This window comes from Pseudomonas alvandae (genome assembly GCF_019141525.1).
In the GTDB taxonomy this organism is placed as follows: Bacteria; Pseudomonadota; Gammaproteobacteria; order Pseudomonadales; family Pseudomonadaceae; genus Aquipseudomonas; species Aquipseudomonas alvandae.
On record NZ_CP077080.1, the window covers coordinates 5,282,127 to 5,296,135 of the forward strand.

At 63.1% G+C, this 14,009-nt stretch carries 12 protein-coding genes; all 12 read right to left on the bottom strand.

All coding sequences use genetic code 11. The annotated features are described in order from the left end of the window. Positions 1 to 7: 7 nt before the first annotated feature. The gene (locus KSS97_RS23490; protein ID WP_217860257.1) at positions 8 to 562 is read right to left on the bottom strand and encodes a hypothetical protein; all 555 of its coding nucleotides are present in this window, start codon (positions 560 to 562) and stop codon (positions 8 to 10) included. Between the two features lie 175 nt (positions 563 to 737). After that, the gene (locus tag KSS97_RS23495) at positions 738 to 1,454 is read right to left on the bottom strand and encodes a TetR/AcrR family transcriptional regulator (RefSeq protein ID WP_030139528.1); all 717 of its coding nucleotides are present in this window, start codon (positions 1,452 to 1,454) and stop codon (positions 738 to 740) included. 101 nt (positions 1,455 to 1,555) lie between these two features. Further along, on the bottom strand, positions 1,556 to 3,058 hold the full coding sequence (gene lysS, locus KSS97_RS23500) for a lysine--tRNA ligase (protein WP_198796325.1): 1,503 nt from the start codon (positions 3,056 to 3,058) through the stop codon (positions 1,556 to 1,558). A 108-nt stretch (positions 3,059 to 3,166) separates the two neighbouring features. After that, positions 3,167 to 4,262, bottom strand: a protein-coding gene (gene prfB, locus KSS97_RS23505; protein ID WP_095963568.1) for a peptide chain release factor 2 whose coding sequence is annotated in 2 segments (ribosomal slippage) — positions 3,167 to 4,189 and positions 4,191 to 4,262 — 1,095 coding nt in all. Because the reading frame shifts where the segments join, the coding sequence is not laid out codon by codon here. A 282-nt stretch (positions 4,263 to 4,544) separates the two neighbouring features. Then, entirely contained in the window at positions 4,545 to 5,546 is a 1,002-nt protein-coding gene (locus tag KSS97_RS23510) for a response regulator (protein ID WP_217860258.1), read from the bottom strand. 39 nt (positions 5,547 to 5,585) lie between these two features. Further along, positions 5,586 to 6,596, bottom strand: coding sequence for a chemotaxis response regulator protein-glutamate methylesterase (locus KSS97_RS23515; RefSeq protein WP_217860259.1), 1,011 nt, complete (start codon positions 6,594 to 6,596; stop codon positions 5,586 to 5,588). Continuing rightward, on the bottom strand, positions 6,593 to 8,863 hold the full coding sequence (locus tag KSS97_RS23520) for a hybrid sensor histidine kinase/response regulator (RefSeq protein ID WP_198796322.1): 2,271 nt from the start codon (positions 8,861 to 8,863) through the stop codon (positions 6,593 to 6,595). Before KSS97_RS23520 ends, KSS97_RS23515 begins: the two co-directional genes overlap by 4 nt. Further along, positions 8,860 to 9,531 (bottom strand): chemotaxis protein CheW, encoded by a 672-nt coding sequence (locus KSS97_RS23525; protein WP_198796321.1) that lies wholly within the window; start codon positions 9,529 to 9,531, stop codon positions 8,860 to 8,862. The genes KSS97_RS23520 and KSS97_RS23525 overlap by 4 nt, the downstream gene beginning before the upstream one ends. Continuing rightward, on the bottom strand, positions 9,528 to 10,793 hold the full coding sequence (locus tag KSS97_RS23530) for a CheR family methyltransferase (RefSeq protein ID WP_217860260.1): 1,266 nt from the start codon (positions 10,791 to 10,793) through the stop codon (positions 9,528 to 9,530). The genes KSS97_RS23525 and KSS97_RS23530 overlap by 4 nt, the downstream gene beginning before the upstream one ends. Continuing rightward, positions 10,790 to 11,326 carry a chemotaxis protein CheW gene (locus KSS97_RS23535; RefSeq protein ID WP_198796319.1) on the bottom strand — a complete coding sequence of 179 codons (537 nt, stop codon included), beginning with the start codon at positions 11,324 to 11,326 and terminating at the stop codon, positions 10,790 to 10,792. Before KSS97_RS23535 ends, KSS97_RS23530 begins: the two co-directional genes overlap by 4 nt. Continuing rightward, positions 11,326 to 12,948, bottom strand: a complete 1,623-nt coding sequence (locus KSS97_RS23540; RefSeq protein WP_217860261.1) for a methyl-accepting chemotaxis protein — start codon at positions 12,946 to 12,948, stop codon at positions 11,326 to 11,328. The genes KSS97_RS23535 and KSS97_RS23540 overlap by 1 nt, the downstream gene beginning before the upstream one ends. A 283-nt stretch (positions 12,949 to 13,231) precedes the next feature. Further along, the gene (locus tag KSS97_RS23545) at positions 13,232 to 13,942 is read right to left on the bottom strand and encodes a tellurite resistance TerB family protein (RefSeq protein ID WP_030139537.1); all 711 of its coding nucleotides are present in this window, start codon (positions 13,940 to 13,942) and stop codon (positions 13,232 to 13,234) included. Positions 13,943 to 14,009 lie beyond the last annotated feature (67 nt).

Consider the following 14,009-nt stretch of genomic DNA (forward strand, 5'->3'; position numbering starts at 1 on the left):
GTAACCGTTATTGGGATTTGACCAGTCGCTGGTAGCGCACGGCTTCCGAGAACACGTCGGAATTGGCCGGGTCATCGAGGTAGCTGAAAACCTTGCTCATGTCGCTGTCCACCAGCACGCCATCACCCTCTTCGCTCGGGTTCGGCTGGCCGCTGAGGAGCTTCTGGCCGATGGCCTGGTTGATCTGTTCCATGTCCAGGTTGTAGACCACCAGTTCCTGCTTGTCGGTCAGTTCGAAACCGGCGATGACGAAATGTCCGCCAAACCGGGCCGGCACTTTTGCCGACAGGTACCAGCGGCTGCCGTGGCGAGAGACCGTCAGGGGAATGGCTTCGCGCTCCTGGGGCCTGGCCCTGAAGTAACTGATGGCCTGGTAGTGGTGCTTGCCGACTTCCGTCAGTTCCAGGTTCAACGGCTCGCCCCAGGCGTTGGTGCTGGTCCAGTGGCCGAGCAGGCCCTTGGGCGCGGCTTCGCTGTCGGGCAATGGCGCCTTGAACGACACCAGGCAACCACTGAGCAACAGCAACAACACGGCCAGTACAACGGCACGCCAGGCTTTCATTGAAACTCCCTATGGTCTGTGGCGAGGGGATTTATCCCCGCTGGGCTGCGAAGCAGCCCCCTTTGCAGTCAGCTCCGTTAGCCAGATGTACCGAGTTGGCTGGTTTTGGGGCCGCTTCGCAGCCCAACGGGGATAAATCCCCTCGCCACAGGGGACTGTGGTAACCCTAAAAGGGCTACACCGACGCCAGTACCAAGTGCATGTAGCGGGTCAGGATGCCGAGCATGTCTTCTTCGGCTACCGGCTCGGCGCCATTGAGCAAGCCCTGATATTCCATCCGTCCGATAATCGCCGTCAACACTTTGGCATCCTGTTGCGGCTCGCGCGAGCCCAGAACCTGGAAAAACTGACACGTGCCGTGCAACAGGATTTGCTGATGAGAGCGTACCAGCACCGCCAGTCGCGGGTTGAGCAACGCTTCCTGGCGGAACGCTTGTTCGGCCATCAGGTAGTCGCGACGGCTCTGCAGTTGATGCTGCACGTAGTCAGCGGTCATCCGCGCGATGTCGTCGGCCAATTGCGAGCGCGACTCGGCGCTGCCGTCCCCATAGGCAACCATCTCGCGCAGCAAGCCCTCGTTATTGGCCCACAACTTGGCCATGAAGGCCGCGCTGCGCTCCACGTATTGGGCGAAGGTATCGGTGAGCAGGTCATCGATGTCCTTGAAGTAATACGTGGTGGCCGACAGCGGCACGCCCGCTTCGGCGGCCACCGCGCGGTGTCGCACCGCCCGCACGCCATCGCGCACGACAATGCGCATGGCCGCGTCGAGAATCTTCTGTCGGCGCTGTTCACTGCCCTGTCGGCTGGCCTTGCGACCTTGGTACTGAACACTTTCAGCCACAGCAGTGGCGACGCCCGCTGCACCTTCTTGAGCCATTGCACGATTCACGACAGGTCTTTCCTCGCTATTTCAGAAGTAACCAATTGATACGTTTGTACCAGACAGGCAATAAAAAGCCGCCCATCGAGGCGGCTTTTTATTTGAAGCATTTACGCTTGGGGCCGCATGTGCGGGAAGAGGATGACATCGCGGATCGACGGTGAGTTGGTCAGCAACATCACCAGGCGATCGATGCCGATCCCTTCGCCGGCCGTTGGCGGCATGCCGTATTCCAGGGCACGGACGAAGTCGGCGTCGTAGTGCATGGCTTCGTCGTCGCCGGCGTCCTTGTCGGCCACCTGGGCCATGAAGCGCTCGGCCTGGTCTTCCGCGTCATTGAGCTCGGAGTAGGCGTTGGCGATTTCACGACCACCGATGAACAGCTCGAAGCGGTCGGTCACGCTTGGGTTCTCGTCGTTGCGACGGGCCAGAGGCGACACTTCGAACGGGTACTGGGTGATGAAGTGCGGCTGCTCCAGCTTGTGCTCGACCAGCTCTTCGAAAATCATCACTTGCAGCTTGCCCAAGCCTTCGAAGCCGAGCACCTTGGCGCCGGCCTTCTTGGCGATGGCGCGGGCCTTGTCGATGTCCTGCAGGTCGGCGGCGGTGATTTCCGGGTTGTACTTGAGGATCGAGTCGAACACCGACAAACGCACGAACGGCTCGCCGAAGTGGAACACCTTGTCGCCGTACGGCACGTCGGTGCTGCCCAGGACCAACTGCGCCAGCTCGCGGAACAGTTCCTCGGTCAGGTCCATGTTGTCTTCGTAGTCGGCGTAGGCCTGGTAGAACTCGAGCATGGTGAACTCTGGGTTGTGCCGGGTCGAAACGCCTTCGTTACGGAAGTTGCGGTTGATCTCGAAGACTTTTTCGAACCCGCCGACCACCAGGCGCTTGAGGTACAGCTCCGGCGCGATACGCAGGAACATTTCCATGTCCAGGGCGTTGTGGTGGGTTTCGAACGGCTTGGCCGCCGCGCCGCCAGGGATGGTCTGCAACATCGGCGTCTCGACTTCGAGGAAGTCACGCTTCATCAGGAAGCTGCGGATGTGGGCGATGACTTGCGAACGCACGCGGAAGGTCTGGCGCACCTCTTCGTTGACGATCAGGTCGACGTAGCGCTGGCGGTAGCGCTGCTCGGTGTCGGTCAGGCCGTGGTGCTTGTCCGGCAATGGGCGCAGGGACTTGGTCAGCAGGCGCACGTTGGTCATTTCGACGTACAGGTCGCCCTTGCCGGAGCGGGCCAGGGTGCCTTCGGCAGCGATGATGTCGCCCAGGTCCCAGGTCTTGACGGCGGCCAGGGTTTCTTCCGGCAGGGTCTTGCGATTGACGTAGACCTGGATGCGCCCGGTCATGTCCTGAATCACCATGAACGAACCACGGTTGAGCATGATGCGACCGGCAACCTTGACCGGAATCGCCGCCTCGGCCAGCTCTTCCTTGGTCTTGTCCGCGTACTTCTTCTGCAGGACGTCGCAATACGCGTCGCGGCGGAAGTCGTTGGGGAAGGCCTGGCCCTTGGCGCGCTCGGCAGCAAGCTTTTCCTTGCGCAGGGCGATCAGGGAGTTTTCTTCCTGTTGCAGGGCTTGCGGGTCGAGTTCTAGGTCGCTCATGTCTTTAAGGTTTCCATCACAGGTTCGTTGCCCCCGGCCCCGGGGCCGGAGTTTGCGGGCAGGCCTCGCTCCCATGGAAGCGTGCCTGCCCACCGCGTGGGTGTCGCGTTACAGCCCTTGCTTGAGGCTGGCGATCAGGTATTCATCGATGTCGCCGTCGAGCACTTTGTCGCAGTCGCTGCGTTCGATGCTGGTGCGCAGGTCCTTGATCCGCGAGGCGTCGAGCACGTACGAGCGGATCTGGTGACCCCAGCCGATGTCGGACTTGGTGTCTTCCAGGGCCTGGGACGCGGCGTTGCGCTTCTGCACTTCCTGCTCGTACAAGCGGGCCCGCAGCATCTTCATCGCGGTGTCTTTGTTCGCGTGCTGGGAACGCTCGTTCTGGCAACTGACCACGGTGTTGGTCGGTACGTGGGTGATCCGCACGGCCGAGTCGGTGGTGTTGACGTGCTGGCCACCGGCCCCGGAGGAACGGTAGGTGTCGATGCGCAGGTCGGCCGGGTTGATCTCGATTTCGATGTTGTCATCGATTTCCGGCGAGACGAATACCGCCGAGAACGAGGTATGGCGACGGTTGCCAGAGTCGAACGGGCTCTTGCGCACCAGGCGGTGCACGCCGATCTCGGTCCGCAGCCAGCCGAAGGCGTATTCGCCCTTGATGTGCACGGTGGCGCCCTTGATCCCGGCGACTTCACCGGCCGACAGCTCCATGATGGTCGCGTCGAAACCGCGTTTGTCGGCCCAGCGCAGGTACATGCGCAGCAGGATGTTGGCCCAGTCCTGGGCCTCGGTGCCGCCGGAACCGGCCTGGATGTCCAGGTAGGCGTTGTTCATGTCCATCTCGCCGCTGAACATGCGACGGAATTCCAGCTTGGCGAGGTTCTCGTCCAGGCGCGTCAGCTCGGCGACGACATCACCGACCGCGCCTTCGTCGTTCTCTTCGACAGCCATGTCCAGCAGGTCGCGGCAATCGGCCAGGCCACTGGACAATTCGTCCAGGGTCTCGACGATCTGCGCCAGCGCAGAACGCTCGCGGCCCAGCTCCTGGGCGTACGAAGGGTTGTTCCAGACATTCGGATCTTCAAGCTCGCGATTGACTTCGGTCAGGCGCTCATGCTTTTGATCGTAGTCAAAGATACCCCCGAATAGTTTCGGAGCGCTCGGACAGGTCCTTGATGGTGTTCAGGATCGGGTTGATTTCCATGGCGGGCAGCACTCGTTGGCGAACTTTTGAAAGCCGGCGAGTATAACGTAATCAGGCGCCAGCGGCAGCCCGCCTGGCGGCTTTAGGGGGAATGAGATTCAGCGCACTGTGGCGAGGGGATTTATCCCCGTTGGGCTGCGAAGCAGCCCCAAATGCAGTCAACTCAGTTTTCCTGGCACACCGAGTTGCCGGGTTTTAGGGCTGCTTCGCAGCCCAGCGGGGATAAATCCCCTCGCCACAATAAACCGCTCCGCCACAAAGGGAACCCTGCCAAGCCGGAGTTTATTCGACTCCAACCCGATTGCGCCCATTGTGCTTGGCCATGTACAGCCCCTTGTCCGCCGCGGAAATCAACTCGCGGCAATCACTGCCCTGCTGCGGGGTGAAGGTCGAGACGCCGATGCTGATGGTCAGGTTTTCCCCGCCGTCAGGCGTGGCGTGGGGGATCTTCAGGGCAACGACGCTCTGGCGCAGTTTTTCGGCCATCAGCCGCGCACCGCCAGGGGACGTGCCAGGCAAGACCAGCGCGAACTCCTCGCCGCCATAGCGGGCCGGCAGGTCGGAAGGCCGGCTGCATGAGTCGCGGATCGCCGTGGCGACCTTGCGCAGCGCTTCATCGCCCTCGAGGTGGCCGAAGTTGTCGTTGTAGGACTTGAAGTAATCCACGTCGATCATCAACAGCGACAATTGGGACTGGTCCCGCAGCGCCCTTCTCCACTCCAGTTCCAGGTATTCATCGAAGTGCCGGCGGTTCGACAGGCCGGTCAGGCCATCGGAGTTCATCAGCCGTTGCAGCACCAGATTGGTGTCCAGCAACTGCTGCTGGCTGACCCGCAACGCACGAAAGGCCGCGTCGCGCTGCAAGAGCATTTTGTAGGAGCGGGAGTGATAGCGAATGCGCGCCACCAGTTCGATGTTGTCCGGCAACTTGACCAGATAGTCATTGGCCCCGGCGGCGAACGCCGCGCTCTTGATCAACGGGTCCTCCTTGGTCGACAGGACGATGATCGGAATGTCACGGGTCGCCGGATGGTTGCGGTATTCGCGCACCAGGCTCAGGCCATCGAGGCCTGGCATCACCAGGTCCTGGAGAATCACCGTCGGCTTGATGCGCACGGCGTGGGCGATGGCCTGGTGCGGATCGGAGCAGAAATGGAAATCGATGTTCTGTTCGTTCGACAGCCCGCGTCGCACCGCCTCGCCGATCATCGCCTGGTCGTCGACGAGCAGCACCATGGCGGCATTCTCATCGCGCTTGAAATCGTCGAGCTGTAGATCATTCATGGGGGCTCACCTGAATACTGCCTAGGGTGCGGGGGTTGGTCATTGGGTGAAAATCTCCACCAAGCGTGGCGCTATTTTATCCAGCGCCAGGATCTGCGCAGCCGCGTCGATGGCCGCCGCCGCCTTGGGCATGCCGTATACCGCGCTGCTCTGCTGGTCCTGGGCGATGGTCACGCAGCCCTGCTGACGCATGAGTTTAAGCCCTTGCGCACCGTCGCGGCCCATGCCGGTGAGCAAGACGCCCACCGCATCACCGCTCCAGAAGTTGGCGACACTCTCGAAAAACACATCGATGGAAGGCCGATAGATCTCGTTGACCGGCTCGGCGGTGTAGGCCAGCGTGCCATTTTTCAACAGGCGCAAATGATGATTGGTCCCGGCCAACAGCACCGTGCCGCTTTGCGGCGTCTCGCCCTGGCGAGCCAGGCGGACGTTGAATCCCGACACGCCGCTGAGCCACTCGGCCATGCCAGCGGCGAATACCTCGTCCACATGCTGGACCAGCACGATCGCCGGGGCGAAGTCGCGCGACAGCCCCTTGAGCAGCACTTCCAGCGCCGCCGGGCCGCCAGCCGACGATCCGATCGCCACCAGGCTGTTGCGTGACACCGACGCCCGCTGGGCAGTCGGTGTGACGCGCTCGCGGTTGCCACGCTCGCCGATCAGCCAGCCGATGTTGGCGATCTTGCGCAACAGTGGTGCCGCGGCGTCCTCGGGCCTGCCGACGCCGAGGGCCGGGGTGTCGACCACATCCAGGGCGCCGTGGCCCATGGCCTCGAACACGCGATGGACGTTCTGCTGGCTGTCGCCGGTGACGATCACGATGGCGCATGGCGTGTCGGCCATGATCCGCCGGGTCGCTTCCACGCCATCCATGATCGGCATGAACAGGTCCATCAGGATCAGGTCCGGCGTGTATTCATGACAACGCTGCACGGCCTCGGCGCCGTTGGCGGCCACCCAGACCAGCTGATGCGCGGGCTCGAACGCCAGCGCACGGCGCAGGGCCTCGACCGCCAGGGGCATGTCATTGACGATGGCGATCTTCAAGCGCGTGCTCCTCCGATCAATTCGACCACGGCGTCGAGCAAGGCGTCGTCATGGAAACTCGCCTTGGCTAGATAATAGTCGGCCCCGGCGTCCAGGCCACGGCGACGATCTTCCTCGCGATCCTTGTAGGAAACCACCATCACCGGCAGCGATTGCAAGCGGTTGTCGCGCCGCAGCAGCGACACCAGTTCGATACCGTCCATGCGCGGCATGTCGATGTCGGTAATGAGCAAATCGAAATCCTCCGAGCGCAACGCGTTCCAGCCGTCCATGCCGTCCACGGCCACCGCCACGTCATAGCCGCGATTGAGCAGCAGCTTGCGCTCCAGTTCTCGCACCGTCAGGGAATCATCGACCACCAGGATCCGCTTGCGCGGGGCCTGGGCTTCGTTTTGCCGGGCGATGCGTTCCAATCGTCCGGTATCGAGCAGCTTGTCCACCGAGCGCAGCAAGTCTTCCACATCGACAATCAGCACCACCGAGCCGTCGTCGAGCAACGCCCCGGCGGAAATGTCCTGGACCTTGCCCAGGCGCTCGTCCAACGGCAACACCACCAGCGTCCTCTCACCGATGAACCGTTCCACCGCGACGCCATAGATGACCTCTCGTTCGCGGATCACCACGACCTTGAGGACCTGGCCGTTGTTGGGCGTCACCGGACGATTGAGCAATTGCGTGGCGGCCACCAGGCCAACATGGCGCCCCTCATGCCAGAAGTGCTGGCGGCCTTCGACCTGGACGATGTCTTGCGGCGCGAGGTCGCACATGCGCTCGATATGGGCCAAGGGGAACGCGTAGGCTTCGCCGCCGACTTCCACCACCAGGCTGCGCACCACCGACAACGTCAGCGGCACTTCCAGGTGGAAACGACTGCCGGCGCCCGCCGTCTGCTCCAACACCACCGCGCCGCGCAACTGCCGGACCATATGCTGGACCGCATCCAGGCCGACTCCGCGCCCGGACACTTCAGTGACCTTGTCCCGCAGGCTGAAGCCCGGCAGGAACAGGAAGGTCAGCAGTTCCTCTTCACTCAGGCTGGCAGCGGTCTGCTCGGGAGAAAGCCCGCGCTCGACAATCGTCCGCCGCACCCGCTCCAGGTCCACGCCGGCGCCATCATCCGCCAGTTCCAGTACCAACAGGCCGGCCTGATGGGAGGCGCGCAGGCGAATCAAGCCTTCGGCGGGCTTGCCTGCCAGCACCCGTTGCTCGGGCATCTCGATGCCGTGGTCGACGGCGTTGCGCAGCAGATGCGTCAGGGGCGCCTCGAGTTTTTCCAGCACGTCACGATCGACCTGGGTTTTCTCGCCTTCGATTTCCAGGCGCACCTGTTTGCCCAGGCTGCGCCCCAAGTCCCGGACCATCCGCGCCTGCCCCGCAAGCACATCGGCAAACGGTCGCATGCGACAGGCCAGTGCCGTGTCGTACAACACTTGTGCCCGCTGGCTGGCCTGCCAGGCGAACTCATCCAGCTCAGCGGTTTTCTGCGCAAGCATCTGTTGGGTTTCGGCCAGCAGCCGCCGCGCATCGTTGAGGGCTTCCTGGGCTTGCAGGCTCAGCGCGTGATCCTTGAGATGCACGTTCAGGTCTTCGAGGGCGCGCAGGCCATTGCTTTGCTGGCGCCTGATCCGTTGCATCGTCGCCAGCCACGGCTTGAGGCGCTGGGTTTCGACGAGGGATTTGCTCGACAGGTCCAACAGGCTGTTAAGGCGTCCGGCCGTGACCCGCAAGACGCGCTCGCCGCCCTCGGTGGTGCGTTTTTTCTTGGCGGTCGGTTCCAGCGGTTCCATGGACATCGGCTCGGGCGCTTCGCTACGCACGGGTTCGGCGGGTATCTCGATGGTCGGCGCCATGACGGTGGGAGTCGGAGCTGGCGTTGCGGACGGATCCAGCAGGTGTCCCAACAACCCGACATAGGCCTCGATGTCCTCGGCAGAAACGCTGTTGCCGGGGGTCGCGATACGCGTCAGCAAGTCCGTGCCCTGCAGCAGCGCGTCGATATGCTCGGCGCGCAAGACCAGCCGCCGCTCCTGGGCGCTGACCAGGCAATCTTCCATCACATGGGCCACGCTGACGCCGGCATCGACCCCGACGATTCGCGCCGCGCCCTTGAGCGAATGGGCCGCACGCATGCACGACTCCAGGTGATCGGCCTGGGTCGGATCGCGCTCCAAGGCCAGCAAACCGGCACTCAATACCTGGGTCTGGGCTTCGGCTTCCAGGCTGAACAGCTCCAGCAACGAGGCATCGCGCATCTGGTCGGGGGTCATGACAGGCTCCGGGACACCGCGGACAGCAATTGCTCTTCGTCCAGCCAACGCAGGCTGCGTCCTTTGTACTGCAACACGCCACGGGTGTACTTGCCCGCCGATGGCGAAGCGTTCGCCAGGATGCGTTCGTCGATGGCATGGATGCCGTCCACTTCATCGACCGGCATCAGCACCGGCCCGCCTTGGGCGGCGACGATCAGCATGCGTGGCATGATCCGCCCACCGGAGGGCGCCGGCGAACCCGGCTCCAACCCCAGCAGCTCCACCAACGACAGGCAGGCCACCAGGGCGCCGCGTACATTCGCCACCCCCAGCAGGGCTCGCGAACGCTGGTGGGGCAACGAATGGATCGCCTGCAAGGGCGCCACTTCCACCAGGCTGCGGGTGCTCAGGCCGAGCCACTCTTCCCCCAGGCGGAACATCAGCAGCGAGCGCGTGACAATATCGCTGTCGACCGGGGCATAAACCAGCTCCCGCTCATCCTGGCGCAGCGCATAACGGTCGAGCAAACGGGTGGCCGCCGCCGAGTACACCGAGCAATTGCGGCAATGGATGTGCTCGGCCAGCAAGGGACAGGATTTGTCGCCATGCACGCCGATGCGGTTCCAGCAGTCGTCGATGGCCTGGGCGTCGTCATGGGTCACGTTATAGGAAGCCGAACCGCTCATCGTTTGTGCTCACTGTCTGCCGCGCGACCACTGCGGGCCGCACGTTCCTGCAATCGACGGGCGCCGACCGCGTCTCCCTGGGAAGCCAGCAGCGCCGCCAGATGCACCAGGGCCTCGGCGTGTTGCGGCTCAAGATAGAGCGCCTTGCGATAAAACCCCTGGGCCTCCAGCGCATTGCCGGCCAAGTCGCTGAGCAGGCCCAGCCAATAGAAAACCTGGGCGTTCGGCGCGTGGCTGCGCAGATATTCTTCGCACACCGCACGCGCCTCGGCGCTCTTGCCACCGTTGGCCAGGGCGGCGATGTTGGCCAGCAACGTCGCGGCGTCGCTGCTTTTCGGTTCGGTAATTGGCGTCACACTTGCGGCGAACGGGCGCGGCCGACTCACGGGCGCTGCGACGCGCGATGGCGGCTGGCGGATCGGCAGCGGCGTCGGCATCAACGTGGGCAACGGTTGCGGCTCCGGTGCGCCCTGGCGGCTGAAGGCGAACGACTGGGCAATACCGATCGAACGCATGCCCAGCCGTCCGAGCAAACTGCCCTCGGCGGGACCGATGAACAGCACGCCGTCCTGATGGGTCAGGCGCTTGAGCACCTCGAACACCTGCTGCTGGGTCGGCTGGTCGAAATAAATCAGCAGATTGCGGCAGAACACGAAGTCGTAGGGGGCCTCGTTTACCAGCAACGCCGGATCCAGCACGTTCCCCGTTTGCAGGCGCACCTGTTCGCGTACCCGCTCGTCGAGGCGATAGCCTTCGTCTTCGGCATTGAAATATCGCTCCCGAAAGCCAATGTCCGCGCCACGGAAAGAGTTGCGGCCGTAACGCGCCTGCCTGGCCTTGTCCACGGACAAGGGACTGACGTCCATGCCATCGACCTTGAACTGATGCGGCCCCAGGCCTGCATCGAACAAAGCCATGGCGATCGAGTACGGTTCCTCGCCGGTGGAACACGGCAGGCTGAGGATACGCAGGGCACGCAGGTGCTTGATGTCGGCCAGGCGCTGGGTTGCCAGCCGAGCCAGCGTCGCGAAGGACTCGGGGTAGCGGAAGAACCACGTCTCCGGAACGATCACCGCTTCAATCAGCGCCTGTTGCTCCTGGGCGGAGTGCTGCAAGCTTTGCCAGTAGTCATCGGTGGTTCGACCGGGCACGGCAAGGACCCGCTGGCGCACAGCCCGTTCGATAATGGCGGGGCCGACGGAGGTCACGTCCAGGCCGATGCGTTCCTTGAGGAAGTCGAAGAATCGCTGGTCGCTGTTCATGCCCGCTCCTCGAAGTCATCGGGACTTAGCGGCGGCGAGGGAAACAGCAGCGCGCGAACGGATTCGTCGAGCAAGTCGTTGACCCGCACCCATTGCATCATTCCTTGTGCATCTTCGCGTACCGGACCGAGGTAAGGCGCCTGGCGATTGTCCAGGCCATAGGGTTTGAAATCCGCCGGATCACAGCGCAAGGTGTCGGTGGCCTGCTCCAATATCAAGCCCAGCACCTGTCCGGTTTGCTGCGCCCCCGGCCGATACTGCACCAGTACCAGCCGGGTGCTGGTGCGCGCCTCGGCGCTCTGGCCGAAGGTCAACGCGCACAGATCGATCACCGGCACCACCACGCCGCGCCAGGCAAATACCCCCGCGACCCAGGACGGCGTCCGGGCGATCGGCTTGAGTGGCAGGCGCGGCAATACTTCCACCACATCGGTGGCTTGCAGGGCGTAGCGCTCGTTACCGATGCAAAACATCAGGAACAACGTCTGCCGGGCCGCCGAAACGGCGCCACGGCGGGCTTCTGGCTCGCTCATCAGACTTTGAAACGCGAAACGCCGCTGCGCAGTCCCACGGCCACCTGACTGAGTTCGTCGATGGCGGAACTGGCCTGGCGCAGGGACTCCACGGTCTGGCTGCTGGCATCGCCCAATTGCACCAGCGCGTGGTTGATCTGCTCGGCACCGGTGGCCTGGGCCTGCATGCCCTCGTTGACCATCAGCACCCGCGGCGCCAGGGCCTGGACTTGATGGATGATCTGCGACAGCTGTTCGCCCACCTGCTGCACTTCGGCCATGCCTCGGCGCACTTCCTCGGAGAATTTGTCCATGCCCATCACGCCAGCCGAAACAGCGGACTGGATTTCACGGACCATCTGCTCGATGTCGTAGGTGGCAACAGCGGTCTGGTCGGCCAGGCGGCGCACTTCGGTGGCAACGACGGCAAACCCGCGACCGTACTCGCCCGCCTTCTCGGCCTCGATGGCGGCGTTGAGGGACAACAGGTTGGTCTGGTCGGCCACTTTGACGATGGTCACTACCACCTGGTTGATGTTGCCGGCCTTCTCGTTGAGGATCGCCAGTTTCGCGTTGACCAGGTCGGCGGCGCCCATCACCGAATGCATGGTGTCTTCCATGCGCGCCAGGCCTTGCTGTCCGGAGCCGGCGGCGACCGAGGCCTGGTCGGCGGCGGTGGACACTTCGGTCATGGTGCGCACCAGGTCGCGGGACGTGGCGGCGATTTCTCGGGAGGTCGCACCGATCTCGGTGGTGGTCGCTGCGGTTTCAGTGGCCGTGGCCTGTTGCTGCCGGGACGTCGCGGCGATCTCGGTCACCGACGTGGTGACCTGGACAGATGAGCGCTGGGCCTGGGACACCAGGGCAGTCAGCTCGGCCATCATGTCGTTGAAACCGGTCTCCACCGCGCCGAATTCGTCTTTGCGCGCCAGGTTCAGGCGTCCGCTCAGGTCACCGCTGCGCATCACTTCGAGGATCTCGACGATGCGGCTCATCGGCGCCATGATCGCGCGCATCAGCAACAGGCCACACGACAAGGCGATGACCAGCGCGACCAGGAACGACAGGCCCATGGCGATCTTGGCAGCCGTTACCGCATCGTCGATGGTTTGCGTGGCCGTTTCAGCCAGGTCACGGTTGCGGTCGATAATCTGATTCAAATGTCCGCGGCCACCCAACCATGCAGGCGTCAGCTCTTTGTCCAACGCCAGCCGCGCCCCTTCGTAATCCTTGCGCTGGTAAAGATCCAGGACCTTGGCCACGGCCTGGTTGAAGGCTTGGTGATAGCCCTCGAACTCATCGAACGACGCCTGGTCGGCAGGGTTCTGTATCAGTTTTTGATAGTTCTGGATTTCTTCCCGCAGGTGCTGCTCGAAGCCTTGATAGCGGGCCTTGTCCTCCGCGGTGATTTCCCGGTTCCCGGAGAGGCCGACGATCTGCTGGGTCAAGACATAGCTGTCTACCCAGCCGCCACGGATCATGGAGCTGTAGTAAACCCCGGGCACCGCATCGACCCGTACCTTTTCTTCACTTTCCTGGATCTTCCACAACCGTGAAAACGAGACAACCACCATCAGCAGCATGATGGCGATGATCACCGCAAAACTCGCCAGGATGCGTTGGCGCAATGTCCAATTCTTCACAGTCAAACCTCGGGACGCTTTGAATTGCCGGGAGTATAGCCGAGGGAGGCGGTGCGTCTGCATGGCGGTTGAGGGAGATTTTTGAAACCGTTTGCTCAAGCGTGAAACACGCACCGTGGCGAGGGAGCTTGCTCCCGCTCGGCGGCGCAGCCGCCGTCAACCGACCGAAAGGGTCCATTGGGAAACGCTGTTGGGGCGGCTTCGCCACCCAGCGGGAGCAAGCTCCCTCGCCACGGTGCGGTGAACTCAATAACATTGGACAACACAACACCATTGAGGGAGGTTAGGCAGCAGCCTGGCGCACCTGCTTCTCCAGTTCTGCCTTCAGCCCCGGCTCCAGCTTGAGTTGGCGCGCCAGTTCGTCGAGGTAGGATTTCTCCATGAAGTTTTCCTCGTCCACCAGCATCACGCTGGCGATGTACATTTCCGCGGCAATTTCCGGCGTGCTGGCCGCTCGGGCCACATCGGCAGGGTCCAGGGGTTTGTTGAGTTCGGCGTGCAACCAGTGCTGCAGTTCCTGATCGTTGTCGAGCTTGGTGAATTCACCTTCGATCAATTGCCGCTCGCGCTCGTCCACATGGCCGTCAGCCTTGGCCGCCGCGACCAGGGCCTTGAGGATCGCCTGGCTGTGTTGCTCGACTTGCCCCGCCGGGACGCGGTCCAGGGTCTGCGGCTCGGTCTTCGGCGCGTTGCCCTGCTGGGCCTGCCAGTTGCCATAAGCCTTGTAGGCAATCACCCCCAACGCAGCCAAGCCGCCATAAGCCAAGGCCTTGCCACCGAAGTTGCGGGCCTTCTTGTTGCCCAGCAGCAACCCCATGGCCCCGGCGGCCAACGCTCCGCCGCCCGCGCCGGAAAGCATTCCGCCCAGGTTGCCGGAGCCGCCGAGCAACCCGCCCAGGCCGGAAGACGGCTTGCCCTGCGAACCGCCCGCCTTGTTCTGCAGCAGTTCCTGGCCGGACTTGAGAAGCTGATCGAGCAATCCACGGGTGTTCATTTGTTGCCTCCACGTTTTCAGGTCAACTTGAGGCCACCAGCCTAGATCGAAAGTGCCCTGTCGCCCT